The following is a 26,200-nucleotide window of genomic DNA, read 5'->3' as shown; positions in this document are numbered from 1 at the left end:
GCATGAGCGAGAACAGCGAGTCCCAGACCGACAACACCGAGTCGACCGACACGCCGAAGGCGGGCAGCCGCACCAGCCCGGCCGACTCCGACCACTCCGGCGGCACCGCGTCGCCCGACGAGGCCACCCTCGGCGGCATCTCCGACGACCAGCTCCCCGACGACCTCCAGCCGGGCGAGGACAACCCGCTGGCCGAGCCGCTCGACCCCGACGACGAGGCCACCAAGAGCCGCGACGAGCTCGAGATGGACGCCACCCAGGAGGACCTGGGCAACAGCGACAGCGGGGACGGCGGGGAGACCGGCGACGACGCCAACAGTGGCGACGGCGCCCAGGGCGCCGGCATCGCCGGGGGCTGAGCCCCGTCAGGTGCGGTGTCGCGGGTGGTGGCTGACGACCGCTCGGCGTGCCACCCCCACCTCGGGGCGTCGGGCCCCTACCGTGGTCCGGTGCCTCAGGATCGCTACGGAACCGACGTCCTCTCCGGTGACTGGCGCGCGCCTCGCAACGGTCGCGCCACCGAGGTGCCGACCGCGCTCGGCATGGTCGTCGAGGAGGTCACCACCGACTGGTGCGGCGAGGTCGTCGCCGTCGACCGCGACATCGACACCCTCACGCTGGAGGACCGCCGTGGCAAGCGACGCACCTTCCCGCTCGGCCCCGGCTTCCTGCTCGAGGGCAAGCCGGTGATCCTCACCCGACCCGTCCGCGCCGGCGCGCCCGCCGCCCCCACGCGTACGGCGTCGGGCTCGGTGGCGGTGCCCCACGCACCGGCCCGCGTCGCCCGAGCGAGCCGCATCTTCGTCGAGGGCCGCCACGACGCGGAGCTGGTCGAGAAGGTCTGGGGCGACGACCTGCGCATCGAGGGCGTGGTGGTGGAGTACCTCGGCGGCGTCGACGACCTCGCCGAGCACCTGCGCGACTTCCGGCCCGGCCCGCAGCGCCGCGTCGGCGTACTGGTCGACCACCTCGTGCCCGGCTCGAAGGAGGCGCGGATCGCCGAAGCCATCGCCCGCTCCCCCATCGGCAAGCACGTCCTGGTGGTCGGGCACCCGTTCATCGACATCTGGCAGGCGGTCAAGCCCGACCGGCTCGGGATCCCGGCGTGGCCCAGCGTCCCCCGCGGCATCGACTGGAAGACCGGCACCTGCCAGCAGCTCGGCTGGCCGCACCGCGACCAGGCCGACATCGCCCGCGCCTGGAAGCACATCCTCGGCCGGGTGAGCTCCTACGCCGACCTCGAGCCGGCCCTCCTCGGCCGGGTCGAGGAGCTCATCGACTTCACGACGGCGCCGTAGCCGTATTTCCCGTGACGATGGTTCATCAAGGTATGCAGGCGAACCCGCACTTCCCGGCGTGAACTGATCGAGGGAAGTGCCTGCTGGGCTGCATACCTTGATGAACCGTCAGCGGGAGCGGCGGGTCAGTCCACGAGGTCGCGGACGATGGCGTCGGCGAGGAGACGGCCGCGCTGGGTGAGCACGAGGCGCTCGGTGGCCAGCTCGACGAGGCCGTCGGCGACGAGCCGGGCCACCTGCGAACGGCCGGTCGCCTCGAGCGCGGTGACCGGGAGTCCCTCGACGAGGCGGATCTCGAGCAGGATCCGCTCGACCCGCTGGTCCTGGTAGCCGAGGACCTCGCGAGCGAGGGCGGGCGAGACGCCGCGGGCCAGCCGCGCGGCATAGGCCGCCGGGTGCTTGACGTTCCACCAGCGGACACCGCCGACGTGCGAGTGCGCCCCCGGCCCGACGCCCCACCAGTGCCCGCCGGTCCAGTAGAGGAGGTTGTGGCGGCACCAGTGCTGGGGCGAGGTCGCCCAGTTGGACACCTCGTACCAGCTCATCCCCGCGGACGAGAGCTTCTCGTCGACGAGGTGGTACTTGTCGGCGAGGTCGTCCTCGTCGGGCATCGGCAGCTCGCCGCGGGCGACCTGGCGGCCCATCGCGGTGCCCTCCTCGACGATGAGCGAGTAGGCCGATACGTGGTCGGGACGGCAGGCGAGGGCGGCGTCGACGGAGGTCTCCCAGTCGGCCAGCGACTCCCCCGGCGTGCCGTAGATCAGGTCGAGGCTGACGTCGTCGAAGCCCGCCTGGCGCGCCCACTCGACGACCGCGGGCACCCGCATCGGGTCGTGGGTGCGGTCGAGGGTGCGCAGCACGTGGTCGACGGCCGACTGCATGCCGAAGGAGATCCGGTTGAAGCCGGCGGTGCGCAGCTCCTCGAGGTCCCAGACGGCGACGCTGTCGGGGTTGGCCTCGGTCGTGATCTCGATGCCGTCGGACAGGCCGAACTCGGCGGCCGCGCTGGCCACCACGGCGCCGAGGTCGGCCGGCTTGAGCAGGGTCGGCGTGCCGCCGCCGAAGAAGATGGTGTCGATCTTGACGTCGCGGTGGCCGAGCACCTGGCGGGCGAACCGGATCTCGCGGATCGCCGCCTCGGCGTAGGACGAGCGGCCGGCGCCGACCTCGTCACCGAGCTCCTCGGCGGTGTAGGTGTTGAAGTCGCAGTAGCCGCAGCGCACCGAGCAGAACGGGACGTGGACGTAGAGACCGAACGGCTTGGTGCCGAACTGGGCCCACGCCTCGTCGGGCAGCAGGCCGTCCTCGGGGGCGACGTCGCCGTCGGGCTGGGCGGGGGGCACGCCGGTATCCAACCATGTGGGCCACGTGCGAACGGGTGCCAGTGGTCTCCCACCGGCACCCGTTCACCAGTACGCGCGTGCGCCCGCGGCCGGGCGCGCCGGATCCGTCAGGCGTACATCTCCTCGATGATCGCGCGGTGGTTGTCCTGCACCACGTTGCGCTTGACCTTCATGGAGGGGGTCAGCTCGCCCGACTCGATGGTGAGGTCGTGGTCGAGGAGCCGCCACCTCTTGATGGTCTCCCAGCGGTTGAGGTGGCTGTTGAGCTCCTCGACGTAGTCGCCGACCATCTTCTGCACCGCGTCGGAGGTGACGATCTCGGTGTAGGAGGCCCCGCTCATGCCGTTCTCCTCGGCCCAGCCGGCCATGGCGTCCGGGTCGAGGGTGACGAGCGCGACGCAGTAGTTGCGCTCGTCGCCGAACACCATGAACTGGCTGGCGTAGGGGCACACGGCCTTGAACTTCGACTCGATCGCCGGCGGGGCGATGTACTTGCCGCCGGACGTCTTGAAGAGCTCCTTGATCCGCCCGGTGATGACCAGGTGGCCGTCCTCGTCGATGGCGCCCTTGTCACCGGTGTGCAGCCAGCCGTCGGAGGTCAGCGTCTTCGCGGTCTCCTCGGGAAGGTTGTGGTAGCCGTCCATGATGCCGGGGCCCTTGATCATGACCTCGTCGTTCTCGCCGAGCTTGACCTCGCTGCCCGGGAAGACCGAGCCGACCGTGCCGAACTTGTTGTCGTCGGGGTGGTTGACGAAGGACCCCGCCGAGCTCTCGGTGAGGCCGTAGCCCTCGAGGATGGTGATGCCGGCGGCGCCGAACCACTCGGCGATGTCGCGGTTGAGCGCGGCGGCGCCGGAGATGAAGAAGCGGACGTTTCCGCCGAACCGGTCGCGGATCTTGCTGAACACCAGCTTGTCGAACAGGCCGTGCTGCACCTTGAGGCCCAGCGGCACCGGCTTGCCCTCGCGCTTGCGGCGCTCGACGTCGAGACCGACCTCGAAGGCCTTCTTGAAGATCTTCTCCTTGGCTCCACCCTCGGCGGCCTGCATGGTGACGATCCGGCCGTGGGCCTTCTCGAAGATGCGCGGCGCGGCGCCCATGAACGTCGGCTTCACCACGCCCAGGTTGTCGACGATCTTGTCGACGCGACCGTCGATCGCCGCGGCGAACCCGCACGCCATCTGCGTCGACATCAGCACCTTGCCGAACGAGTGCGCCATCGGCAGCCAGCGGAACTCGAGGTCGTCGGGGCCGAGGATGCCCTGCGCGCGGATCGCCTCGCCCTCGTAGACCCAGGACGAGTGCCGCAGCCGCACGCCCTTGGGGCGTCCGGTCGTGCCGGAGGTGTAGATGAGGGTGGCGAGCTGGTCGGGACGGATGGCCTGCGACGTCGTACGCACCACGTCGGGCTCGGTGGCGAGCCGCTCCGCGCCGAGCGCGGCGAGGTCGTCGAGGGAGATGATCCAGTCGCCGTCGGTGGCGCCGTCGAAGACGACGACCTTGGTGACGTGGGGCAGCTCGCCGCGGTGCGCGGTCAGCTTGGCGACCTGCTCGTCGTCCTCGGCGAAGACCACCCGGCTCTCGGAGTCGGCGAGGATGTAGACGGTGTCCTCGGCGTTGGTGGTCGGGTAGACGGTGGTGGTCGCCCCGGCCGCGCACATGACGGCGAGGTCGGCCAGGATCCACTCGTAGCGCGTGCCGGAGGCGATGCCGACGCGCTGCTCGGGCTCGACGCCCACCGCGATCAGGCCGGCGGCGAGCGCCTCGACCTTGTCGCCCGCCTGCTTCCAGGTGACGGACTCCCACGCCTCCCCCCGCGGGAAGCGGAACGCCTCGGCGTCGGGAGTGGCGCTCACGCGGTCGAAGAACTGCACGGCGACGTTGGGCGGCATCTGGTCGAGGAAGGCCGTGTCGATCGTGGTCGGCATCTGTTACCTACTCATTCGTCGGGACGTGGCGGCGGGCGCCACAGGGGATGCTGGGGGGCGTGCTGGAGGGGGATGCTGGTGACGTGTGGGCTGTAACCTAGATCACTGCGTTTACCGAGCGGTAGCAAATGGGGGGAATGTCCAGTCCTGCCGCCGACTTTCCGACTTTCGACCCACTCCGACGCGATCGCGGGACACGTCCGTGGGCCGTCGCGTCGCGGCCCGGGGCGCAGGAGCCGAGACGCTCCCGTCAGTCCTGCACGGCCTTGATCACCGCGATGCAGCGGGTGATCCAGTCCCGTTCGTCACCCGTCAGCCGGCGCCCGGCCCCCTGGGCGTCCTGCACCGTCCAGCCGGCGTTGAGCACCATGCGGACCACGACCCAGTCACGGGCGCGCGCCTCGTCGAGGCCGCCCGCGTCGACGAGCGCGTGGAAGCGCCGGCGCAGCCCGTCGCGCACCGACCCGACCGCGAGCGGGCCGCTGAGCTCCTCCATCCGGTTCCAGAGCATCGGCGCCGGCTCGTAGTGGGGGTCGCCGGCCATCGGCTTGGGGTCGATCGCGCGCCACTCCCCCGTCTCGTCGGCCATCACGTTGGCGTAGTGCAGGTCGCCGTGGACGACGACCGGGGGCGCGTCGGTGGCGAGGAGGTCGGGGCCGAGGGACAGGGCCTGCTCGACGTAGCGCCGCGGCACCGGGATGTCGAGGCCGAGCGCCTCGAGCTCGCTCAGCCACCGCTCGACGTACGACGTGACGCTCGCCAGCTGCGGCAGGGCGGGGATGTGGAGCCGGGTGTAGAGCTCGCCCACCACCTCGCACGCCTCGACGTCCCACGCGTCGGTGAGGTCGGGCCCGGGGAGCCAGTCGAGCAGCAGTGCGCGCCTGCGCGGGTCGGCCGTGCGCAGCCGGACGGCACCGCTCCCGCCCCAGTGCTGCAGCGCCAGCCCTTCGTGGAGGGACTCCTCGTCGCCGTCGAAGCTGATCTTGAGCGCCCCGGTGAGGCCGTCGGCGTCGCGCACCGGGACGACCAGCGAGCACCAGCCGTGGAGCGGGTCCCCGTCCGGGCGCAGCCCCCAGTCGGCGAGCAGCTCGCTCGTCAGTCGCGGCAGCCGGTCGAGCCAGCGCGCCCAGTCCTCCCCGAGCGCACGGCGCGACTGCAGCCCCGAAGGGATGGTGACCGGCATGCGGGCGAGCCTAGGGTGGCCCGCATGGGTGAGCGCCAGCAGCCGTGGTCCGACGACAGGGCCGAGCACGGCCGCATCCTGGTCCTGACCGACAACCCCATCTCCCGCGCCATCGCCGCCATCGCCTCCGCGGCCGGTCGCAACGTCGTGGTGGAGGCCATGGACGACGGCGGTCCGGGGCTCGACCCGCAGCCCGGCGACGCCGTGGTGCTCTGCGACCACGACGCCCCCGACGCCCCCGCGGTGCTGCGCGCGGCACTGGCCTCGGACGCCTCCTACGTGGCGATGATGGCCAGCCGCGCCCGCGCCGCCGGCCTGCTCGACGAGCTCGCCGCGGAGGGCGTCGACACGTCGGCCCTCCACGTGCCGGCCGGCCACGACCTCGGCGGCAAGGGGCCGGGCGAGATCGCGCTCTCGGTGGTCGCGGAGGTCGTCGCCGAGTCCTACGGCCGCCCCGGCGGTCCGATGCGCGGCTGAGGTGGCGCTCGGCTGGGACGACCTCGCGGCAGCCGCGCTCGCGCGTCAGTTCCCCGACGACCCCGGCACGGTCGCGGAGCAGGTGCGCGCCATCGGCGCCATGCAGACCCAGACCGCGCGGTCGGCGTTCATCGGCCTCGGGGCGCGCTTCCCCGGCGTGAGCCACGCGGCGATCAGCGAGGCGTACGACCGTGGCGAGATCGTCCGCGGCAGCACGATCCGCGGCACCGTCCACACCGCGACGCCGGAGACCTACACCGTGCTCGCCGAGGCGACCCGCGTCGGGCAGCACCAGCGGTGGGCCCGGATGCTCGGCATCACCGACGAGCAGATCGCCGACCTGTGGGCGTCGGTCGAGGACCACGCCCGGGAGTGGCGCAGCCCCGACGACCTGCGCGAGCACGCGCGTCGCTGGCTCGCCGAGCACGCTCCCGCGTCGGCGGGCGTGGTCGACGACGGCCCCGCCCGCCACGTGGCGCTCACCCATGGCGGCCTCGTGCGGCGACCGGCCTCGGGTGACCGGTGGGAGGGCCAGGGCACGCCGGTCTACGGCACCTTCCACCCCACGGGCCCGGCCACGCTGGCCGACGTCGTCGCACTGCACCTGCGCGCGCACGGCCCCGCGTCGCGCCAGGACGTCGGCTGGTGGGCCGGGCTGCCGCTCAGGGCGGTCGAGGAGGGCATCGCCGGGCTCGAGGTGGTCGAGCACGAGGGACCCGGCGGGCGGGCGTACGTCGACCTGCCGCACGCGCCGCCCCCGCGCGACCTCCCCGGGGTGCGCCTGCTGCCGGAGTTCGACGCGCTGCTCTGCGGCTACGACTCCAAGGCGCGGGACCGGTTCGTGACCCCGGAGCACCACAGGCGGCTGTGGAGCGAGTCCAACGGCATGCTGCTGCCGCCGCTGCTCGTCGACGGCCGGATCACCGGCCACTGGCGTGCCGGCGGGACGGCACGACGCCGGCCGATGGAGGTGACGTGGTTCGCCCGCACCCGTCGTCCACGCCGCGCGGAGCTCGAGCAGCCGGTGGCGGCGCTCGAGACAGCGCTCGGCATCACGGTGACCGAGGTGGGGATCACGCGCGAGTCCGTGTGAGCGCGCGACCCGGACCGGCGGCCTGCGGCGAGGGCTAGGGGCGAGCGGGCTGGTCGAGCGAGGGCTCGCCGCCGCGCTCCTCGCGCAGGGTCACCCAGGCCGCGCGGACGTGGGCGCGCATGACCGACTCCGCCCACACGGCGTCGCCCGCCCGCAGGGCATGCACGATCTCGTGGTGGTGGGCCAGGCTGCGCTGCATCGCCTCGGCCGAGTAGTGCGAGAACGTGCGCCACACCAGGGGCACCTCCACCACCGACGACACCAGCCCGACCAGGCGGGTGTTGCCCGAGGCCTCCAGGATCGCGCGGTGGAAGCGGTTGTTGAGCTCGGTGATGGCGTCGAGGTCGGGCGGCACGCGCCGGGCCTCGCGGTCCATGCCGTCGGCGAGCCCGGCGAGCAGCTCGAGGTCGGCACCGCCGGTGGTCGCGGCGAGGCCGCACCCCCACGGCTCGAGCTGCGAGCGGAGGCTGAAGATCTCGTCGAGGTCGCCCACGCCCCAGTCCTCGACCTGCACCCCGCGATTGGGCTCGTGCCTGACCAGGCCCTCCGCGGCCAGCCGGCGCAGCGCCTCGCGCACCGGCGTACGGCTCACGCCGATCACCGCGGCGAGGTCGCCCTCGCGCAGCCACTCGCCGCCGGCCCGCTCGCCGCTGAGGATCTGGCGGCGGATGGTCAGGTAGGTGACCTCGGCGGCCTTGCCGGCGTCCGCGCCCGCGTCGAGGGTCATGGTCGCGAACCCTAGCAGCGCCGCTCGCGGGGACGATTGTATGCAACTTTCTGCACGGCCGTTGACGGGTCGCCGGACACAGCGCTAGCGTCGCGTCATCGCCGTATGATCTACCTCACACTCGGCGCCGCGTTTGCATACGAAAGGCTCCGCTGTGCCGGATCCAGGCCCCCTCCCCCTCGACGACCTGCGCGTGGTGGAGCTCGGCCAGCTGCTGGCCGGGCCCTTCTGCGGCCAGCTGCTCGGCGACTTCGGTGCCGAGGTGATCAAGGTGGAGGACCCCGCCCACGGCGACCCCATGCGCCAGTGGGGCCGGGAGAAGCCCTACGGCCAGTCGCTGTGGTGGCCGGTCGTGGCCCGCAACAAGCAGTCGGTGACCGCCGACCTGCGCACCGAGCGCGGCCAGGACCTCGCGCGGCGCCTGGTGGACAGGGCCGACGTGCTCATCGAGAACTTCCGCCCGGGCACCCTCGAGCGCTGGGGGCTGGCCCCCGAGACGCTGTGGGAGACCAACCCCGGCCTGGTCGTCACCCGGGTCACCGGCTTCGGCCAGACCGGCCCCTACGCCGCGCGCGCCGGCTACGGCTCGATCGGCGAGGCGATGGGCGGCATCCGCTACGTCACCGGCGACCCCGACCGCCCCCCGGCCCGCGCCGGGGTCTCCCTCGGCGACTCCCTCGCCGCCACCTTCGCCTGCCTGGGCACCCTCGTCGCCCTGCACCAGCGCGGGCGTACGGGCCGGGGCCAGGTGGTCGACTCCGCCATCTACGAGGCGGTGCTGGCGATGATGGAGTCGCTCGTGCCGGAGTGGCAGGTGGCGGGCTACCAGCGCGAGCGGACCGGCACGACGCTGCCCAACGTGTCGCCGAGCAACGTCTACCCCACCGCCGACGGCGAGATGGTGCTCATCGCGGCCAACCAGGACACGGTCTTCCGTCGCCTCGCCGAGGTGATGGGGCAGCCCGGGCTCGCCAGCGACGAGCGCTACGCGACCCACGGCGCCCGCGGCCGGCACATGGACGAGCTCGACGGCCTGATCGCCCAGTGGAGCAGCACGATCGCGGCCGACGACCTGCTCGAGCGGCTGCACGCCGGCGGTGTCCCGGCGGGCCGGATCTTCCGCGCCAAGGACATGCTGGCCGACGAGCACTTCGCCGCCCGCGAGGCGATCGTGCGGCTCGCGCACCCCGACCTGGGCGAGTTCGCCATGCACAACGTCGCCCCCAGGCTCTCGGAGACCCCCGGGTCCGTCCGGCACGTCGGACCGGCCCTGGGCGAGCACAACGACGCCGTCTACCGCGGCCTGCTCGGCATCAGCGACGACGAGCTCTCGTCCCTGCGCGCCGCGGGCGTCATCTGATCCGCACCACTCCCTCCGACCCCACTCACCCGACCCCGGCACCGACCACCAAGGAGAGCACCCATGACCTATCGGCTCGGAGTCGACGTGGGCGGCACGTTCACCGACATCCTGCTCATCGACGAGGACTCCGGCGCGACCTTCCGCGCCAAGACCTCCTCCACACCCGAGGACCAGTCGGTGGGCGTGCTGCGCGGCATCGACCAGGCGTGCGCCGCGGCCGGGATCGACCGCGGCGTCGTCGGCGACGTCTTCCACGGCACGACGGTCGCCACCAACGCGATCCTGGAGGGCAAGGGCGCGCGGGTCGGCCTGGTGACCACCCACGGCTTCCGCCAGGTGCTGCAGATCGGACGGTCGTTCGTCCCGGGCGGGCTGGCCGGCTGGATCATCTGGCCCAAGCCCGAGCCCCTCGCGGCCCTCGAGGACACCGTCGAGGTGCGCGGTCGCATCGCGAGCGACGGCAGCGTCGTGACCGAGCTCGACGAGGACGACGTCCGCGCCCAGCTCCGCAGGCTGGCCGGGCGTGGCATCGAGGCGCTGAGCATCTGCCTGATCAACTCCTACGCCAACCCCGCTCACGAGCAGCGGGTGGGCGAGATCGCCGCCGAGGAGCTGCCCGACATCGCCGTGTCGCTGTCGTCGGAGGTGCTGCCCGAGCTGCGGGAGTACGAGCGCACGATCACGACCGTCGCCAACGCGGCCGTGCAGCCGCACGTCACGAGGTACGTCGCCAACCTGGCTGGCCAGCTGCAGGACTCCGGGGTCGACGGCTCGCTGTCGATCCTGCGCAGCGACGGCGGTCTGGTCTCGGCGGGCGTGGCCGCCGACAACCCCGTCAACCTGCTCCTGTCCGGCCCCGCCGGAGGGGTCACCGGCGCCGCCTGGGTGGCCGCGCAGACGGGCCACCGCGACTTCCTCACCTTCGACATGGGCGGCACCTCGACCGACGTGGCCCTGGTCGAGGACCTCACCCCCCGCATCGGCCGCGAGACCACCGTCGGTGACCTCAAGGTGCGCGCGACCTCGGTCGACGTCCGCACGGTGGGGGCCGGCGGCGGCTCCGTCGCCCACGTGCCGGCGCTGACCCAGGCGCTGCGGGTCGGCCCGCAGTCGGCGGGCGCCGCGCCCGGGCCCGCTGCGTACGGCGCCGGGGGCGTCGAGCCCACCGTGACCGACGCCAACGTCGTGCTCGGCCACCTGCCCACCGCGCTCGCGGGCGGCGAGGTCACCCTCGACCCCCACGCCGCCAGGACCGCGGTGCAGACGATCGCCGACGCGACCGGACTGGACTCGGTGGAGGCCGCGGCGGCCGGGATCATCGACATCGTCAACGAGAACATGTTCGGTGCGCTGCGGCTGGTGTCGGTCCAGCAGGGCTACGACCCCCGCGACTTCGCACTCGTCGCCTTCGGCGGCGCGGGCCCGCTGCACGCCAACGCCCTCGGTCGGCTCACCGGCTCCTGGCCCGTGATCATCCCGCCGTCCCCGGGCGTGCTCTGCGCCTACGGCGACGCCACCACCAGCCTGCGCGACGAGTCGGTCCGCACCCTGGTCCGCCGCTTCGGCGACCTCACCGACGGCGCCCTGCGCACCATCCTCGACGACCTCGCCACCGCGGCCCGGGCGACGCTGAGCGCCGAGGGCGTCCCTGACCACCAGCTGCGGGTCACCTACGCGGCCGACCTGCGCTACCACGGGCAGGGCTTCGAGATCCCCGTCACCGTCGACATCGACGGCTTCGACGGCCGCGGGGGTGGGCTCGAGGCGCTCGGCAAGGCGTTCGACACCGAGCACGACCGGCTCTTCTCCTTCGTGCTCGACACCGAGCACGAGCTGGTCACCCTCAGGGCCACCGCGGACGCCCCCCGCCCCGACGTCGGCGCCGTCGTGCTGGCCGAGGGCGGCGACGACCCCTCGGTGGCGCGGGTGCAGCAGCACCGGATCTGGTCGGACGGCGCGATGGTCGATGCCGACGTCTACGACCGCTCGCTGCTGCGGGCCGGCAACGTCGTCGTCGGCCCCGCGGTGATCACCGAGATGGACTCCACCACCCTCGTGCTGCGCGACCACGCCGCCACCGTGCATCCCAGTGGCAGCCTCCTCATCCGACCCGTCGACCAGGCCCAGGAGGGCTGAGCCGTGGCACACCTCATCGAGACCAACACCTCCCCCCTGCAGCAGGTCGACGTCGACCTGGTCACCCTCGACCTCGTCGAGAACGCCCTGCGCAACGCGCGCTACGAGATGGACGAGGTGCTCTTCCGCACCGCCCTCTCCCCCGGCATCCGCGAGCAGCACGACGAGTTCCCCCTCATCGCCAACCGCGACGGGAAGATGATGGTCGGCCAGTTCGGGCTGTCCATCCCCGACTTCCTCGACAACTTCGACGGCACGATCGAGGAGGGCGACGTCCTGCTCACCTCCGACCCCTACTCGTGCGGGGCCGCGATCAGCCACGCCAACGACTGGCTGGTGGTCATCCCGGTGTTCTTCGACGGCCGCATCGTCGGGTGGACGTCGATGTTCGGCCACATGTCCGACGTCGGGGGCAAGACCCCGGCCTCGATGCCGACCGACGCCCGCACCATCTTCGAGGAGGGCGTCGTCATCCCGCCCTTCCGCCTCTACAAGAAGGGCGTCCTCGACGAGGACGCGCTCCGGATCATCCTCAACCAGGTGCGCAAGCCCGACTGGAACCGCGCCGACCTCAACGGCATCGTGGCGGCCTGCCGCACGGCCGCCCGTCGGGTGCAGGAGCTGTGCGCCCGCTTCGGCGTCGACACCTACAGCTCCGCGCTCGACGCGCTGCTGGAGCGCAACTACCGCGCCATGAAGACGCTGCTGGCGATGGTGTTCGAGGAGGGCCGGACGCTGTCGTTCACCGACTACATCTGCGACGACGGCCTCGGCTACGGCCCCTACGAGCTCCGGCTCAGCCTGACCCGCACCGGCGACAAGGTGCTGCTCGACTTCACCGGCAGCAGCCCGCAGGCCCAGGGCCCGATCAACTACTACATCAACGAGAACCTGGTGCGGATGTTCTTCGGGATCTACATGATCACCGTCGCCGACCCGCAGATCCTCTGGAACGACGGCTTCTACCCACTCGTCGACGTCGAGATCCCCGACGACTCGTTCTGGAAGCCGCAGTACCCCGCCGCCCTCAACGCCCGCAACCACGGCATCGGACGGGTCTTCGACCTCTTCGGCGGCCTGCTCGGGCAGACCAACCCCGACCTGCTCAACGCCGCCGGGTTCTCCTCCTCCCCCCACTTCATGTACTCCGGCACCTACGGCGAGGGCGACCGCAAGGGCGAGTGGTTCCAGCTCTACTCCATCGGCTTCGGCGGCATCCCGGGCCGGCCGATCGGCGACGGCCCGGACGGCCACTCGCTGTGGCCGTCGTTCGTCAACATCCCGTGTGAGTACCTCGAGTCCTACTACCCGCTGCGGATCGAACGCTGGGAGACCGTCACCGACACCGGTGGGGCCGGGCTGCACCGCGGCGGCAACGGCGTCGACGTCACCTACCGCTTCCTCGAGGGCGGCACCATCGCGATCCACGACGACCGGTGGCTGACCTACCCGTGGGGCGTCAACGGCGGCGAGCCCGGCGCGCGTGGGCGCAAGTGGCTCGTGCGCGCCGACGGCACCACCGAGGTGCTGCCCAGCAAGGTCCACGACGTCCCCGTCGCGCCGGGCGACCTGCTGCACTTCGTCACCTGGGGCGGCGGCGGCTGGGGAGACCCGCTCGCCCGCGACCCCGCGCTGGTCGGGCTGGAGGTCACCCGCGGCCTGGTCAGCGCCGAGGGCGCGCGCCGCTACGGCGTGGTGTGCGACGAGTCGGGCACGGTGGACGCCCCCGCCACCGAGTCGCTGCGCGCCGAGCTGGGCGCCGGGCGCCCCAGCCCGCTGCCGACCTTCGACATGGGACCGCCGATGGAGACGATCCTCGAGCGGGCGCTCGAGGAGACCGGGCTGCCCGCCCCGCGTCCCCCGGTCCCCCGGTGACGCCCGTGGGCGACCAGCCCTCCGAGGCCGGGACGCCGCAGCCCTTCGGGGGCTCGCTGCGTCCCGGCGCGGTCCCGGCGGTGCTCGCGGTCGACATGATGCGCGCCTACTTCGACCCCGCCAGCGCACTGTGCCTGCCGTCGGACGCGTGCCTGGACTCCGCCGCGCGGGTGCTGGCGTGCGCCCGGCAGCAGGGGGTGCCCGTGGTGCACACCCGGGTCCGCTACGCCGCCGGCGGCGCCGACGGGGGCGTGTTCTTCCGCAAGGTGCCCGCGCTGCGCGACCTGGTCGGCGACGGACCCATGGGCGAGCTGGTGCCGCAGGTGGCGCCCTCGGACGACGAGCTGGTGGTGGTCAAGCAGTACGCGAGCGCGTTCTTCGGCACCACGCTCGCCTCGACCCTGCACGCCTGGGGCGTCGACACCGTCGTCGTGGTCGGGGTCAGCACCAGCGGCTGCATCCGGGCCAGCGCCGTCGACGCGGTCCAGCACGGCTTCGTGCCGCTGGTGGTGGCCGACGCGGTCGGCGACCGCGAGCCCGGGCCGCACCACGCCAACCTGCACGACCTGTCCACCAAGTACGCCGAGGTGGTCGACGAGGCGACGGCGCTCGCCTACCTCGCCGACCGCCCCGCCCCGGGAGCGCCCGCGTGAGCGCCCCCGGCTCGGTCACCGTCCTCGAGGTGGCACCGCGCGACGGGCTCCAGAACGAGGAGACGATCCTCTCCACCGACGACAAGGTCGAGCTCGTCGAGCGCGCCGTGCGCGCCGGGTCGAGGCGCATCGAGGTCACCAGCTTCGTCAACCCCGCCCGCGTGCCGCAGATGGCCGACGCCGACGAGGTGATGGCCGCCCTGCCTCGCCCCGACGGCGTCAGCTATGCCGGGCTGGTGATGAACGGGCGCGGCCTCGACCGTGCCCTCGCCGCCGGAGTCGACGAGGTCGACGTGGTGGTCGTGGCGACCGACACGTTCTGCCGGCGCAACCAGGGCGTCGGCACGGCCGAGGCGTGCGAGCAGGCGGCCACGATCGTGGCGCGGGCCCGCGACGCCGGCGTCCTCACGACGGTCACGATCGGCGCGGCGTTCGGGTGCCCGTTCGAGGGGGAGGTCGCTGAGGGCAGGCTGCGCGAGGTGGTGCGCCGCGTCGCCGACGCGGGCCCCGACGAGCTGGCGCTGGCCGACACGATCGGGGTGGCGGTGCCCAGCGACGTCTCGGCCCGGGTGGCCCTGGCCGCCGAGGTCGCCGGTCCGGGGGTGTCGCTGCGCCTGCACCTGCACGACACCCGCCACACCGGAGTGGCCAACGCCGTGGCCGGGCTCACCGCCGGCGTCACCACCCTCGACGCCAGCATCGGCGGCACGGGCGGGTGTCCCTTCGCCCCCGACGCGACGGGCAACGTCGCCACCGAGGACCTCGTCTACCTCCTCGACCGGATGGGCGTGGCCACCGGCATCGACCTGGCCGCCACCACCGCGACGACGGCCTGGCTGGAGGAGCGGCTGCACAAGCGTCTGCCCGGCGCCCTGCTCAGGTCCGGCGGCTTCCCCGACCAGGAGCGCTAGGTGTGAGGCCCAGCGAGGTTGTCCGACTTGGTGATGGGTGATTGCTTGCCGGTGGCCGAGTGGGGCCGGTGGTCGGTGTACACGTGGAAGCGTTCGATCTTGCCGTCGGTCTGCGGGCGGTAGGGCCGAGTGCGCTGCGGGTGATGGCAAGCTCGGCACAGGTGTCGCGCCACAGGTGCGAGCGGTGGCAGCCGCCGTTGTCGGTCAGGACTCGCGGACGGTGACGCCGCGCCCGGCGAACCACGCCACCGCGTTGCGCAGCACTGCGGCTGCGGTCTCTTTCGTCTCGTCGTCGTGAGCCTCGACGTAGGACGCGGGCGTGTCGTCACACGATCTCGACCAACGTTCCTGAACATCACAACTAGACACGTCCCGTCCCCGCTAGGACACCCGGATCCGGGCCGTTGAGCGGGGACATCCCCGCTCAACCCCGGGGGTTTCCACCTTCCGAGCTCATTCAGATCGTGTCGGCACCGTCCCCGGTCGACGCCTCCCGGGCGCGGGTGGCGGCGGGCGTCAGCACGCCGGCGAAGACGAACCCGACCGACCAGAACGCCGCGTTGCCGTCGCCGACCAGGTACATCGCGTAGCCGAGCGCCAGGGCGACGGCGGCCGAGACGGCGTAGTGGCGCAGCTCCACGCGCTCCGTCCCCTCGCCGGGCGGACGGCCGAAGGAGCCGAGGAAGAGCATCATCCAGAGGGCCAGCGCGAGGACGGCGCCCACCAGGAAGTGCCAGCCGCCACCGGAGGCACCGCCGACGACGAGCGTGACGGCGAGCGCGACGGCCAGGTGTCCGAGGAGCGGGCGCACGCCCGCACCATGCCCGCGAGGACGCGGTCTGTCAACCGTTGGTTGACGGCGGGGCCGGCTGGTCGCGGAGGTACTCCCCCGGCGTCATGCCGGTGACGGTGCGGAAGTCGTGGGTGAAGTGCGCCTGGTCGGCGTAGCCCAGGTCGGCCGCGACCTCGGCGAGGGTGCCGGCGCCGGCCTTGAGCGCCTCGACGGCCCCGTGCAGCCGGCGCCGCTGGAGCAGCCACTTGGGGCTCAGCCCGACGCGCTGCTCGACCAGGCGCTGGAGGCTGCGCTCGGACAGCCCCACGGCCCGGGCGAGCTCGTCGACACGGGTCACCTCCGGGTGCTCGCCCAGCCACGCCACCAGCCGGTTGACCAGCAGGCCCGGGGCGTCGACGGGCAGGTGGGTGGCCAGCCACCCCTCGACGTGCCCGATCGCCGCGAGGTGGGCGGCCGGGCCGTGGGGGTCGGCGGCCATCGCCGCGCGCACCTCGTCGACGAGGCCGGGGTCGGGCAGCAGGCCGCGCAGCTCGATCCACGTGTCGGTGACCTCGGCGACCGAGCGCCCGAGCACGAGCCGCCCGGCGGCGGGGCTGAGCATCGTGCCGACCGCCCAGCCGTCGCCCTCGAGCGTCACGCTCGACCGGCCGCGCGCGACGCCGTAGAAGCGGGCGTAGGTGTTGCTCACCACCACCAGGCAGACGGGGTGCTGGAGGGTGCTCTGGGTGGACGGCTCGGGCAGCGACCAGACGGGGATCCAGTGGCGGTCGACGAGGTCGGCGAGGCGCTCGCTCGGGGCGTAGCGGTGGATCGGCGGCGAGGGCCGGCTCACCCCCGTCAGGTGGGCCCGGTCGATCGGGTCCACCGGCCGGGGACCTCCCGCACTCGTCCGGCTGCTCATCTGTCGGATTATTCCAAGCAGCACCGACAGCGCGGCGGCGAGAGTGGGCGCATGACCCAGACCACCACCTCCTCACCGACCCCGTCACCCGCCCACCAGCTCTCCCTGTTCCAACAGCGCGCCGACCGGTTCGCCCGGGTCCTCGACGCCGTCGAGGTCGCGGGCGGCGACTGGGACGTGCCGTCGCCGTGCGAGGGCTGGACCGCCCGCGACGTCGTCGGGCACGTGATCGAGACCCAGCGCGACTTCCTGCGCCAGCGCGACCTCGACGCCGGCCCGGATCCCGACCTCGCCGACCCGGCCGCCGCCTGGCGACGCCAGCGCGCGCACGTCACCTCGGTGCTCGCCGACGGCGTGGCGGCTCGCGAGTACGACAGCTACTTCGGTCCCACGACCATCGCCGCCACCATCGCCGACTTCTACGGCTGGGACCTCGTGGTGCACGGCTCGGACGTCGCCCGGGCCACCGGCCAGGAGTGGACCGTCAGCGACGAGGAGGCCGCCGCGCTCCACGCCACCGCCGACGGCTGGGGCGACACCCTGCACTCCGAGGGGATCTGCGCCCCGGCGGTCGAGGTGGGCCCGGACGCCTCGGTCACCGACCGGCTGCTCGCGCGGCTGGGCCGCGACCCCGGCTGGCGGCCGGCGCGCTGACCGGCCCGGTCCGTCCGGCCGGTCCCGGCGGTCCGCTCAGCCGATGCGCTCGAGGGTGACGACCGCGACGGTGCAGCGTCCGGTGACCTCGCCGGGACCGATCACGAGCGTGCCCGTCGCGATCGCGTCGCGGGTGCCGGAGACGACGTACGCCGCCTGGTCGGCCGCGAGCGGCAGCGCCGAGGACCGGCCCAGCTCGAGCACGGTCACGAACGGTCGCACGAGGGTGGGGTCGACGACGACGTCGAGCGCGCGTACGGCTCCCTCGGGCACCGACGCCACGGCGGCCGCGTCGCCGGGGAGGGCGAACGGGCGTTGCGGCTCGACGACGTGCGCCTCGTCGTCCACCTCGAGGTCGAGGACCGGGCCGTCGACCACGGTGAGCACGCGCAGCGTGCCCGCCGACGTCGGGACCGGGCCGTCCGCGGTGACCTCGGCGAGGCCGATGCGCCACGCTCCGTCGTCGCCGCGTGCCAGCTCGCGGATGGTGCTGCGGCCCGCGGCCCACGGCTGCGGCGCCACGTCCTCGCTGCGGACGACGGATCCCACGTCGAGTCCTCCCTCGTCGACTCCTACTTCTTGCCCGGCTTGTCGGAGGGCTGCGTGGTGGACAGCGCGGCGACGAACGCCTCCGGCGGCACCTCCACGGACCCGATGTTCTTCATCCGCTTCTTGCCCGCCTTCTGCTTCTCCAGCAGCTTGCGCTTGCGGCTGATGTCGCCGCCGTAGCACTTGGCGAGCACGTCCTTGCGGATCGCGCGGATGGTCTCGCGGGCGATGACGCGGGCGCCGATGGCGGCCTGGATCGGCACCTCGAACTGCTGGCGCGGGATGAGCTCCTTGAGCTTGCCGGCCATCATCACGCCGTAGGAGTAGGCGGCGTCGCGGTGCACGATCGCGCTGAACGCGTCGACGGGCTCGCCCTGGAGCAGGATGTCGACCTTGACCAGGTCGGCGGCCTGCTCGCCGGAGCGCTCGTAGTCGAGGGACGCGTAGCCCTTGGTGCGCGACTTGAGCTGGTCGAAGAAGTCGAAGACGATCTCGCCCATCGGCAGGGTGTAGCGCATCTCGACGCGGTCCTCGGAGAGGTAGTCCATCCCCTGCAGGTTGCCGCGCTTGAGCTGGCACAGCTCCATGATCGTGCCGATGTAGTCCGACGGCGCGAGGATCGTCGCCTTCACGACCGGCTCCCGCACCTCGGCGACCTTGCCGTCGGGGTACTCACTCGGGTTGGTCACCTCGACCTCGGTGCCGTCGTCGAGGACGACCTCGTAGACCACGTTGGGAGCCGTCGAGATGAGGTCGAGGTCGAACTCGCGCTCGAGGCGGTCGCGGGTGATCTCCATGTGGAGCAGACCGAGGAACCCGCAGCGGAAGCCGAAGCCCAGCGCGCCCGAGGTCTCCGGCTCGTAGGTCAGCGCCGCGTCGTTGAGCTGGAGCTTCTCCAGGGCGTCGCGCAGCGTCGGGTAGTCGTCGCCGTCGATCGGGTAGAGACCGGCGTAGACCATCGGGTTGGGGTGCTTGTAGCCGCCCAGCGACTCGGTGGCCCCGTGGTGCTGGGAGGTGACGGTGTCACCGACGCGCGACTGGCGCACGTCCTTCACACCGGTGATCAGGTAGCCGACCTCGCCGACGCCGATCTCGCGGGCCTTGACGGGCTCGGGGCTGATCACGCCGACCTCGAGCATCTCGTGGACCGCGTTGGTCGACATCATCTTGATCCGGTCGCGGTGGCTGAGCTTGCCGTCGACGACCCGCACGTAGGTGACCACGCCGCGGTAGGTGTCGTAGACGGAGTCGAAGATCAGGGCACGGGCCGGGGCGTCCGCGTCGCCCACCGGCGCCGGGGTCTGCTTCACGATCTCGTTGAGGAGCGTCTCGACGCCGACGCCGGTCTTGGCGCTGGTGAGCAGCACCTCCTCCGGCTCGCAGCCGACCAGGCCGGCCAGCTCGGCGGCGTACTTCTCGACGTTGGCGCTCGGCAGGTCGATCTTGTTGAGCACCGGGATGATGTGGAGATCGGCGCCCATCGCGAGGTAGAGGTTGGCCAGGGTCTGCGCCTCGATGCCCTGTGCGGCGTCGACGAGCAGGACGGCGGCCTCGCAGGCCTCGAGGCTGCGGGAGACCTCGTAGGTGAAGTCGACGTGGCCCGGGGTGTCGATCATGTTGAGGACGTAGGTGCCGGGCTCGGCGCCCTCGGCGTTGCCCGCCGGCACCGTCCACGGCATCCGCACGGCCTGCGACTTGATGGTGATGCCGCGCTCGCGCTCGATGTCCATCCGGTCGAGGTACTGCGCACGCGACGCCCGCTCGTCGACGACCCCGGTGAGCTGCAGCATCCGGTCGGCCAGGGTCGACTTGCCGTGGTCGATGTGCGCGATGATGCAGAAGTTGCGGATGATCGACGGGTCGGTCGAGCCAGGCTGCGGCGCGTTGGTGAGGCTCACGGACTGCTTTCGGGGGTACGACGGCTGGGTCGGCTCATTCTTCCACGCGCGCCGCGGGCCGCCGAACCGGCGACGCGGCGCGGGCGCGAGCCCGCAGCCGGCCGCTGCGCGCCGGGCTACCGCCCCGTCGCCACCCAGTAGCGCCGCTTGTCCCCCCGCACGTCCTCCAGCACGCCGCCGGCCGCCTCGATGACCCCGATCGAGCCGATGTTGTCGGTGTCGCAGGTGACCAGCGCGGGGTCGATGCCGAGCCCGCGCGCCCACGGCAGGGCGTGTCGCAGCATGGCCGTCGCGTGCCCCTCTCGCCGCCGGGTGGGGCGCACGTCGTAGCCGATGTGCCCGCCCACCTCGAGCAGGAAGTCGTTGAGCCGGTGCCGCACGGCGATCCGGCCGAGGTAGTGCTCGCCGTCTACCCACCACAGCGTCGTGCACGGCACGTGCACCCGCGGACGCGGCGTCTCCTCGAGGGCGTCGGCACGCACCGCCTCGACGAAGGCCGCGAAGACGTCGGGGTCGCTCCAGCCCGGGGCGTTGCGCGCGATCCAGGCCGCCGTCTGGCTGTCCTCGGCGCCCTCGGCGACGAACTCGTCCATCGCCTCGAGGAAGGACTCACGGACGGCGGTGGTCGGCAGCACGAGCTCGGGCATGGCGTCAGTCTGGTCCGCACGCCGCCTGCCCTGTCCAGCGGATATCCCGTCGTGGTCCGCGTCGGGGTGGGCAAGGATGGCGCCATGGCCCGCTCCCCCTCGATCGCCCCCTACCCCGCACCGCACGGCAGGACCGCGCGTCGCCTCGAGTGGGCGTTCCTCCCGCCCGGCCTGCGGGCCTGGATCGAGCGCACGTGCGGCTCACCGGTCGCGTCGGCGATCTCGCAGACCAGCGGGTTCACCCCCGGGTTCGCGTCCGTGCTGGTGTGCGAGGACGGCTCGCGCCACTTCGTGAAGGCGGCCTCGGTGAAGGCCCAGCGGATGTTCGCCGACTCCTACCGCGAGGAGGCGCGCAAGCTCGCCGCACTGCCTCCGGAGGTGCCGGCCCCGAGGCTGCTGTGGCACCTCGACGACGACTGGGTGGTGCTCGGCATCGAGTACGTCGCCGCCCGGACGCCCGAGCGGCCGTGGCGGGCCGACGAGCTCGACGCCGTGCTCGACGCGCTCGAGCAGGTCGCCGACGCGCTCACCCCGCCGCCCGCGGGGCTCGACCTCGACCCGGCCGAGTCCGACTTCGCGCCGCTGCTCGAGGGATGGCCGGCGCTTCGCGACCGGCGTACGGACCTCGGCGCCGCCCGGCTGGAGGAGGCCGAGGCGCTCGCACGCCGCTACGCCGAGGTGGTCGGCGGCGACACCGTGGTCCACACCGACGTCCGCTCCGACAACGTCCTCATCGACGCCGACGGTCGCGCGCTGGTCTGCGACTGGAACTGGCCGGTGCGCGGAGCCGCGTGGTTCGACTCCCTCGCCGCCCTCATCGGCCCGCGCGGGGAGGGCATCGACGTCGAGCCGGTCATCGCCGGGCGCCGCCTGCTGGCCGGGGTCGACCCCGAGGCGATCGACATCGCCCTCGCGCTCTACGTCGGCTACTTCCTCACCCAGTGCGAGCTCCCGGTGCCGCCGACGTCGCCGCACATCCGCGACCACCAGCGCTGGCAGGGCGAGGTGTGCTGGGACTGGCTCGGCGAGCGCCGGGGCTGGTGGTGACCGCACCGCGCGCGGTCGGCGTCCGCCTGGCCTACGACGCCGTCCCCGCCGCGGTCCGCGCCTGGGTCGAGGACACCCTCGGCTCCCCCGTCGTGGCCACCGCCGAGCAGGTCGGCGGCATGTCGCCGGGCTGCGCGACCCGGCTGACGTGCGCCGACGGCACCCGCGCGTTCGTCAAGGCCGTCGGTGCCGAGCTCAACCCCGACACTCCGGGGTTGTTCCGGCGCGAGGCCGGGGTGCTCGCCCACCTCGGCGCGCACGAGCTCTGGGCACGGCTGTTGGCGTCGTACGACGACGGCGCGTGGGTGGCGCTGCTGGTCGAGGACGTCGAGGGGCGCCACCCCGACTTCGGCGATCCTGCCGAGCTCGATGCGGTCCTCACGGGCGTCGACCGGCTGGGCGCGGTGCTGCGGCAGCGTGACCTGCCGGTCTCGGTCGACCTCCTCGACGTCGGCCGCGTGCTCGGCACGTGGGCCGACACCCTCGCCTCCCTCGCCGACGCCCCGGCCGCCGCTCCCGTGCCGCACTGGCTGCGCGACGACCCGTACGGCTGGGCCGACGTGCTCCGCCACCACGCCGCCGCCCCGATGCCGCACGTCATCCACTGGGACATCCGCGTCGACAACCTGCTGCGCCGCCCCAGTGGCGAGGTCGTCTTCGTCGACTGGGGCACGGCGGCCCGCGGCCCCGCCTGGGCCGACCCCCTCCTGGCCCGGCTCGAGCGCGTCGACGAGGCGTGGTTCGACACCTCCGTCCTCGCCTCGCCCGCCCTGTGTGCGGTCGGCGACGACCTCGTCACGGCGGTCCTCGCCGGGTTCGGCGCGCACCTCGCCGCCCGGTCGGTCGTCGCGGTGGACGTCAACCTGCCGACGCTCAACGATTTCCGCATCCGGGAGTCGGAGCGCATGCTGGGGGCCGTCGCGCGCCGCACGGGCCGGTGAGCACCGGCCAGGGGCGCGGCAGGCGATTTGGGCGCCCACGGAGGGTGACGGTAGAGTTCACCACTGCGTGTCCGGCGCCCGACCCTGTCCGGGGTTGCCAGGCAGCCGACAGCACCAGACTTCTCATCCTGACCAGTTCGAGCATTCGAGGATCCGCACGTGGCGAACATCAAGTCCCAGATCAAGCGCAACAAGCAGAACGAGAAGGCGCGCCAGCGCAACCAGGCCGTCAAGTCTCGCCTGAAGACTGCCGTGCGCAAGTTCCGCGAGCTGTCGGAGGCCGGCGACAAGGACGCCGCCGTCGCGGCGGGCCGTGACGCCATGAAGGCCCTCGACAAGGCCGCCTCGAAGGGCGTCATCCACGCCAACCAGGCCGCCAACCGCAAGTCCTCGATCGCCAAGAAGGCCGCGTCGCTCTGACGTCCCGCTTTCACCGTCGACACCCGCCCTCGTGGCGGGTGTCGTGCATTTCGGGGGCGTACGCGGTGGTCACGCGGGCGCGGGTCAGCGCCCGTCGCGCAGGCCCGCCACGGTGAGCACCAGCCGCTCGAGCGTGTAGGACGCGTCGTGGGCGCGGCCCTTGATGTCGGCGTCGGCCAGGGCGACCGCACGCACCGCGGCCGCGATGCCCTCGGCGCTCCACGACCGTGACTGGTCGCGCACCGTGCGCACCTTCCACGGCGGCACGCCGAGGTCGCGGGCCAGGTCGCCGTCGCGGGCTCCGCGAGGAGCGCCGAGGTAGCGCGCCAGGCTGCGCGCGGACGCCGCCATCGCGGAGGTGACCAGCACCGGCGACGTGCCGGAGTCGAGCGCCCAGCGCAGCTCCTCCAGGGCGGCCGCCCGCCGGCCGGCGAACGCGGCGTCGGCGACGGTGAACGACTTGGCCTCGGCCCGGCCGCCGAAGTAGCGCTGGACCTTGTCGACGGTGAGCTGCTCGCCGTGGAAGTCGTTGGTGAGCTGGTCGGCAGCGGCCGCCAGCGAGCGCAGGTCGGTGCCGACGGCCTGCACGAGGAACGCCGCGGCGTCGGGGTCGATGCGCGCGCCGTGGGAGGCGACCTCGGAGGTCACGAAGCCCGGCATGTCGCTGGCCCTGATCTCCTCGGACTTCACCTCGGTGACGGGCGACAGCTTGCGCAGCTTGGTGAGCACGCCGCTGCCCTTCGGCCCGCCGGAGTGCACGAGCACGAGCGCCACGTCGTCGGCAGGGGCGGCGCAGTAGGCCAGCAGGCCGTCGACCGACTCGTCGGGCAGGTCCTCCAGGCCGCGCACGACGACGCACCGGATCGAGGAGAACAGCGACGGCGCGGACATCTCGCCGAGTGACGCGAGCGTGAGGTCGGCGGCCGCCGACTCCGCCATCTCCGCCTCGGGGTCGTGGGCGCGGACGGCGTCACGGACCGAGACGACGGTGCGCGCGGAGAGGTATTCCTCCTTGCCCGTCACCAGGACGACGTGGCCGAGGACCTGCGCGGCGGAGGGGGTGCGAGCCATGGTGGCCACACCCTATCCGCGGCCCACGACACCGGGCGTCCCGTCCTCGACCACCACGACCACGTCGCCGCCCACGTCGGTGCGGCGTACGTCGGCGCCGGCCGCCGCGAGCGCGTGGAGCAGGTCGGGGGCGGGGTGACCGTAGTCGTTGTCCTCCCCCACCGACACCAGCGCGAGGCGCGCGCCCAGGGACGTCAGCCAGTCGAGGTCCTGGTGCCGGCTGCCGTGGTGCGGCACCTTGAGCACGTCGACCTGCACCCCCGCGAGGTCACGGGCGAGCGCGGCCTGGGCCGACGGCTCGAGGTCGCCGGTGAGCAGGATCCGGACCCCGGCCACCTCGGCGAGCAGCACGACGCTGGCGTTGTTGGCCGCGCTCTCCCCCGCGTCGCCAGCGGCGACGCCCGGGCGGGGCCACACGGCCTGCAGCGTGACCTGTCCGACCCGGCGGGTGAGGCCGTACGCCGCCGGCACGGCCGGGCGCCCGGTCACCTCCTCGACCGACCTCGCCCCGGCCTCGGGTTCGCGCAGGGCCGTGCCCTCGACGACGTCGATGCGGCGCCCGTCGGCCACCCCGGCGACTCCGCCCACGTGGTCGGCGTGGAAGTGGGTCAGCACGAGCAGCGGCACCGACGCGACGTCGAGGCGGTCGAGGCAGGCGTCCGTCACCGCCGGCTCGGGTCCCGCGTCGACGACCACCGCGCTGTGCTCGCCGGCCCGCAGCACCAGGGCGTCGCCCTGGTCGACGTCGCACATGGCGAGCACCCAGCCCTCCGGCGGCCAGCCGGGTGAGGGAGGGCGGACGAGCATGACCACGACGAGCAGGCCGGTGCAGGCGAGGGTCGTACCCGCCCGGCCGAGCACCCGCGGGGCGAGGGGCACCGCCAGCACGCACAGGAGCGTGAGCAGCCCCAGGGACACCGGGCCGGTGCCCCAGTCGACCGCCGCCGTCGGCACGCCCGCGCCCCACCGGGCGACCGCGATGATCCACGCCGCCGACCACGCCGCCGGGGCGGCGACCACCGCGCCGAGCGGACCCCACACCAGCCCGAGGAGTCCCCCGGCCAGTCCCAGCACCGTCGCCGGGGCGACCGCCGGCGCCGCCAGCAGGTTGGCGCCCACGGCGACCAGGCTGACCTGACCCGAGAGGGCCGCCACCACCGGCGTGCAGGCGACCTGCGCGGCCAGGGGCACCGACACCGCCTCCGCCACCCACCGGGGCGTCCAACGCATCAGCGCGTCGCGCCACACCGGCGCCAGCAGCAGGATGCCGGCCGTGGCCAGGGCGGACAGCGCGAACCCGGGCGTGAGCGCCAGTCGCGGCCAGACCAGCAGCAGCGCCAGTACCGCCACGCCCAGCCCCCGCACGCCCCGCGAGAGGCCGTTGCGCCCCATCCCGACCAGCGCGACCGTGCCCATCGCGGCGGCGCGCACGACGCTGGGCTCGGCGCGCGCGGTCAGCACGAAGCCGACGATGCCGAGCACGCCGAGGGCGTAGAGCCAGGGTCCGCGCACCCCGACCCACCGCCCGAGCACCAGCAGCGAGCCGACGACGAGGGTCAGGTTGGTGCCGCTCACCGCGAGCAGGTGGGTGAGCCCGGTCGTGCGGAAGTCGTCGGCCAGGTCCGAGTCGAGGCCGCCGTCGTCCCCGACCACCAGCGCCGGCACCAGCTCACGCGCGTCGACGCCGCGCCCGGAGACCGCGTCGCGCACCGACCGTCGTACGGCCGCCGCGGCGTCCCACCACGGGCCGGGCCGGTCGAGCACCCTCGGCTCACCCGTCGGCCGGACCAGCGCCGCCACGTCGTCGTCCGCGGCGACCAGCCGCGCCGTCGTCTCGAGCGTGGTGCCGAGCGGCAGCCGGGGCCAGTCGGCGCCGGCCATCACCACGACCGGCGCGTCCAGGGTCCACGCCGTCCCGCGACCCGCCACCTGGGTGGCATCGGCCCGCACCACCTGCAGGTCGCCATAGGCCCCGCTCACCACGCGCACGTCGGAGGTCAGCTCCAGGCGCACCGACACCACCGCTCCCTCGGCGGCGAGCGCCGTCAGCGGCGAGGTGGCGACCAGGGCGTGGTGGAGCGCGGCGACGCCCGCCACCGAGACCAGCGCCGCCAGCGGCCCGAGCCACGCCGGAGACCACCACCGGCGCCCCACGCCGGCGACGAGCACGCCGGTGACCAGCGCGACCGAGCCCAGGGCCGGCCGGGCCGGCAGGACCAGCACGAGCAGCGCCCCGGCCCAGGCCCCCGCGCCGAGCGCCACCGCGCGCAGGTCGGGCACCGGGCGCCCCGC

The 26,200-nt window shown here is 73.4% G+C and carries 24 protein-coding genes and 1 pseudogene; 13 read left to right on the top strand and 12 right to left on the bottom strand.

All coding sequences use genetic code 11. The features are described 5' to 3' along the window. Positions 1-2: 2 nt before the first annotated feature. Together JX575_RS07025 and JX575_RS07020 are read left to right on the top strand one after the other, a co-directional pair. Positions 3-359, top strand: coding sequence for a hypothetical protein (locus tag JX575_RS07025; RefSeq protein WP_186341724.1), 357 nt, complete (start codon positions 3-5; stop codon positions 357-359). 90 nt (positions 360-449) lie between these two features. After that, positions 450-1,298: a DUF3097 domain-containing protein gene (locus JX575_RS07020; RefSeq protein WP_186341723.1), complete on the top strand. Its 849-nt coding sequence runs from the start codon at positions 450-452 to the stop codon at positions 1,296-1,298. Positions 1,299-1,423: 125 nt separating this feature from the next. Here JX575_RS07020 and hemW read toward each other — a convergent pair whose 3' ends face one another. The 3 genes from hemW to JX575_RS07005 form a co-directional block, all read right to left on the bottom strand. Then, the gene (gene hemW / locus JX575_RS07015) at positions 1,424-2,641 is read right to left on the bottom strand and encodes a radical SAM family heme chaperone HemW (RefSeq protein WP_186341722.1); all 1,218 of its coding nucleotides are present in this window, start codon (positions 2,639-2,641) and stop codon (positions 1,424-1,426) included. 107 nt (positions 2,642-2,748) lie between these two features. Beyond that, on the bottom strand, positions 2,749-4,569 hold the full coding sequence (locus JX575_RS07010; RefSeq protein WP_186341721.1) for a long-chain fatty acid--CoA ligase: 1,821 nt from the start codon (positions 4,567-4,569) through the stop codon (positions 2,749-2,751). Positions 4,570-4,819: 250 nt separating this feature from the next. Then, positions 4,820-5,752, bottom strand: coding sequence for an aminoglycoside phosphotransferase family protein (locus JX575_RS07005; RefSeq protein ID WP_186341720.1), 933 nt, complete (start codon positions 5,750-5,752; stop codon positions 4,820-4,822). A gap of 24 nt (positions 5,753-5,776) precedes the next feature. On the opposite strand from JX575_RS07005, the gene JX575_RS07000 reads away from it, so the two are divergent. Further along, positions 5,777-6,229: an XdhC family protein gene (locus JX575_RS07000; protein ID WP_186341719.1), complete on the top strand. Its 453-nt coding sequence runs from the start codon at positions 5,777-5,779 to the stop codon at positions 6,227-6,229. Position 6,230: 1 nt separating this feature from the next. After that, positions 6,231-7,322: a winged helix DNA-binding domain-containing protein gene (locus JX575_RS06995; RefSeq protein ID WP_186341718.1), complete on the top strand. Its 1,092-nt coding sequence runs from the start codon at positions 6,231-6,233 to the stop codon at positions 7,320-7,322. A 34-nt stretch (positions 7,323-7,356) separates the two neighbouring features. On the opposite strand, the gene JX575_RS06990 is transcribed toward JX575_RS06995, so the two are convergent. Continuing rightward, positions 7,357-8,049 (bottom strand): GntR family transcriptional regulator, encoded by a 693-nt coding sequence (locus JX575_RS06990; RefSeq protein ID WP_186341717.1) that lies wholly within the window; start codon positions 8,047-8,049, stop codon positions 7,357-7,359. A 154-nt stretch (positions 8,050-8,203) separates the two neighbouring features. On the opposite strand from JX575_RS06990, the gene JX575_RS06985 reads away from it, so the two are divergent. The 5 genes from JX575_RS06985 (at position 8,204) to JX575_RS06965 (ending at position 14,987) form a co-directional block, all read left to right on the top strand. Continuing rightward, on the top strand, positions 8,204-9,409 hold the full coding sequence (locus JX575_RS06985; RefSeq protein WP_206054547.1) for a CaiB/BaiF CoA-transferase family protein: 1,206 nt from the start codon (positions 8,204-8,206) through the stop codon (positions 9,407-9,409). Between the two features lie 63 nt (positions 9,410-9,472). Next, the gene (locus JX575_RS06980; RefSeq protein WP_186341716.1) at positions 9,473-11,548 is read left to right on the top strand and encodes a hydantoinase/oxoprolinase family protein; all 2,076 of its coding nucleotides are present in this window, start codon (positions 9,473-9,475) and stop codon (positions 11,546-11,548) included. A 3-nt stretch (positions 11,549-11,551) separates the two neighbouring features. Further along, on the top strand, positions 11,552-13,423 hold the full coding sequence (locus tag JX575_RS06975) for a hydantoinase B/oxoprolinase family protein (RefSeq protein ID WP_186341715.1): 1,872 nt from the start codon (positions 11,552-11,554) through the stop codon (positions 13,421-13,423). Positions 13,424-13,428: 5 nt separating this feature from the next. After that, positions 13,429-14,076 (top strand): isochorismatase family protein, encoded by a 648-nt coding sequence (locus JX575_RS06970; RefSeq protein ID WP_186341714.1) that lies wholly within the window; start codon positions 13,429-13,431, stop codon positions 14,074-14,076. Next, on the top strand, positions 14,073-14,987 hold the full coding sequence (locus JX575_RS06965; RefSeq protein WP_186341713.1) for a hydroxymethylglutaryl-CoA lyase: 915 nt from the start codon (positions 14,073-14,075) through the stop codon (positions 14,985-14,987). Before JX575_RS06970 ends, JX575_RS06965 begins: the two co-directional genes overlap by 4 nt. On the opposite strand, the pseudogene JX575_RS19605 reads toward JX575_RS06965, so the two are convergent. The 3 genes and pseudogenes from JX575_RS19605 to JX575_RS06950 form a co-directional block, all read right to left on the bottom strand. Next, a pseudogene (locus JX575_RS19605) lies at positions 14,984-15,299 on the bottom strand (DDE-type integrase/transposase/recombinase); the annotation flags it as partial. The gene JX575_RS06965 and the pseudogene JX575_RS19605 sit on opposite strands and share 4 nt — an antisense overlap. A gap of 145 nt (positions 15,300-15,444) precedes the next feature. Continuing rightward, positions 15,445-15,798 (bottom strand): hypothetical protein, encoded by a 354-nt coding sequence (locus JX575_RS06955; protein ID WP_186341712.1) that lies wholly within the window; start codon positions 15,796-15,798, stop codon positions 15,445-15,447. Positions 15,799-15,829: 31 nt separating this feature from the next. Continuing rightward, positions 15,830-16,681 (bottom strand): AraC family transcriptional regulator, encoded by an 852-nt coding sequence (locus tag JX575_RS06950; RefSeq protein WP_186341711.1) that lies wholly within the window; start codon positions 16,679-16,681, stop codon positions 15,830-15,832. Positions 16,682-16,732: 51 nt separating this feature from the next. Between JX575_RS06950 and JX575_RS06945 the strand changes: the two genes are divergently transcribed. Continuing rightward, positions 16,733-17,335, top strand: a complete 603-nt coding sequence (locus JX575_RS06945) for a TIGR03086 family metal-binding protein (protein ID WP_186341710.1) — start codon at positions 16,733-16,735, stop codon at positions 17,333-17,335. A 36-nt stretch (positions 17,336-17,371) separates the two neighbouring features. Here JX575_RS06945 and JX575_RS06940 read toward each other — a convergent pair whose 3' ends face one another. From JX575_RS06940 to JX575_RS06930, 3 genes are all read right to left on the bottom strand, one after another. After that, a complete protein-coding gene (locus tag JX575_RS06940; RefSeq protein WP_186341709.1) occupies positions 17,372-17,884 on the bottom strand; it encodes a HutD family protein in 513 nt (170 codons plus the stop codon). Positions 17,885-17,907: 23 nt separating this feature from the next. After that, on the bottom strand, positions 17,908-19,782 hold the full coding sequence (lepA, locus tag JX575_RS06935) for a translation elongation factor 4 (protein WP_186341708.1): 1,875 nt from the start codon (positions 19,780-19,782) through the stop codon (positions 17,908-17,910). A gap of 116 nt (positions 19,783-19,898) precedes the next feature. Then, entirely contained in the window at positions 19,899-20,429 is a 531-nt protein-coding gene (locus tag JX575_RS06930; RefSeq protein WP_186341707.1) for a GNAT family N-acetyltransferase, read from the bottom strand. Positions 20,430-20,513: 84 nt separating this feature from the next. On the opposite strand from JX575_RS06930, the gene JX575_RS06925 reads away from it, so the two are divergent. The 3 genes from JX575_RS06925 to rpsT all read left to right on the top strand — a co-directional run bounded on the left by JX575_RS06925 (position 20,514) and on the right by rpsT (position 22,837). After that, complete coding sequence (locus JX575_RS06925) at positions 20,514-21,476, top strand: phosphotransferase (protein WP_186341706.1); 963 nt, start codon at positions 20,514-20,516, stop codon at positions 21,474-21,476. Next, positions 21,473-22,417, top strand: coding sequence for a phosphotransferase (locus JX575_RS06920; protein ID WP_186341705.1), 945 nt, complete (start codon positions 21,473-21,475; stop codon positions 22,415-22,417). Before JX575_RS06925 ends, JX575_RS06920 begins: the two co-directional genes overlap by 4 nt. Positions 22,418-22,576: 159 nt before the next feature. Beyond that, positions 22,577-22,837: a 30S ribosomal protein S20 gene (rpsT, locus tag JX575_RS06915; RefSeq protein WP_186341704.1), complete on the top strand. Its 261-nt coding sequence runs from the start codon at positions 22,577-22,579 to the stop codon at positions 22,835-22,837. Between the two features lie 84 nt (positions 22,838-22,921). Here the strand turns inward: rpsT and holA are convergent, their stop codons facing one another. Both holA and JX575_RS06905 read right to left on the bottom strand, forming a co-directional pair. After that, complete coding sequence (gene holA / locus JX575_RS06910; RefSeq protein WP_186341703.1) at positions 22,922-23,908, bottom strand: DNA polymerase III subunit delta; 987 nt, start codon at positions 23,906-23,908, stop codon at positions 22,922-22,924. A 12-nt stretch (positions 23,909-23,920) separates the two neighbouring features. Then, the gene (locus JX575_RS06905; RefSeq protein WP_186341702.1) at positions 23,921-26,188 is read right to left on the bottom strand and encodes a ComEC/Rec2 family competence protein; all 2,268 of its coding nucleotides are present in this window, start codon (positions 26,186-26,188) and stop codon (positions 23,921-23,923) included. Positions 26,189-26,200 lie beyond the last annotated feature (12 nt).

Origin of the sequence: Nocardioides sp. zg-1228 (assembly GCF_017086465.1) — a bacterium.
Taxonomy (GTDB): domain Bacteria; phylum Actinomycetota; class Actinomycetes; order Propionibacteriales; family Nocardioidaceae; genus Nocardioides.
The sequence above is the reverse complement of the archived record's forward strand: the minus strand, read 5'-3'. Positions and strand labels throughout refer to the sequence as shown.

Excerpts from the sequence above, each read along its gene's own strand:
- JX575_RS07025 (WP_186341724.1), top strand. The coding sequence starts at position 3 with ATGAGCGAGAACAGCGAGTCCCAGACCGACAACACCGAGTCGACCGAC.
- JX575_RS07010 (WP_186341721.1), bottom strand. The coding sequence starts at position 4,569 with ATGCCGACCACGATCGACACGGCCTTCCTCGACCAGATGCCGCCCAAC.
- JX575_RS07005 (WP_186341720.1), bottom strand. The coding sequence starts at position 5,752 with ATGCCGGTCACCATCCCTTCGGGGCTGCAGTCGCGCCGTGCGCTCGGG.
- JX575_RS07000 (WP_186341719.1), top strand. The coding sequence starts at position 5,777 with ATGGGTGAGCGCCAGCAGCCGTGGTCCGACGACAGGGCCGAGCACGGC.
- JX575_RS06990 (WP_186341717.1), bottom strand. The coding sequence starts at position 8,049 with ATGACCCTCGACGCGGGCGCGGACGCCGGCAAGGCCGCCGAGGTCACC.
- JX575_RS06980 (WP_186341716.1), top strand. The coding sequence starts at position 9,473 with ATGACCTATCGGCTCGGAGTCGACGTGGGCGGCACGTTCACCGACATC.
- JX575_RS06950 (WP_186341711.1), bottom strand. The coding sequence starts at position 16,681 with ATGAGCAGCCGGACGAGTGCGGGAGGTCCCCGGCCGGTGGACCCGATC.
- JX575_RS06945 (WP_186341710.1), top strand. The coding sequence starts at position 16,733 with ATGACCCAGACCACCACCTCCTCACCGACCCCGTCACCCGCCCACCAG.
- JX575_RS06930 (WP_186341707.1), bottom strand. The coding sequence starts at position 20,429 with ATGCCCGAGCTCGTGCTGCCGACCACCGCCGTCCGTGAGTCCTTCCTC.
- JX575_RS06925 (WP_186341706.1), top strand. The coding sequence starts at position 20,514 with ATGGCCCGCTCCCCCTCGATCGCCCCCTACCCCGCACCGCACGGCAGG.
- holA (WP_186341703.1), bottom strand. The coding sequence starts at position 23,908 with ATGGCTCGCACCCCCTCCGCCGCGCAGGTCCTCGGCCACGTCGTCCTG.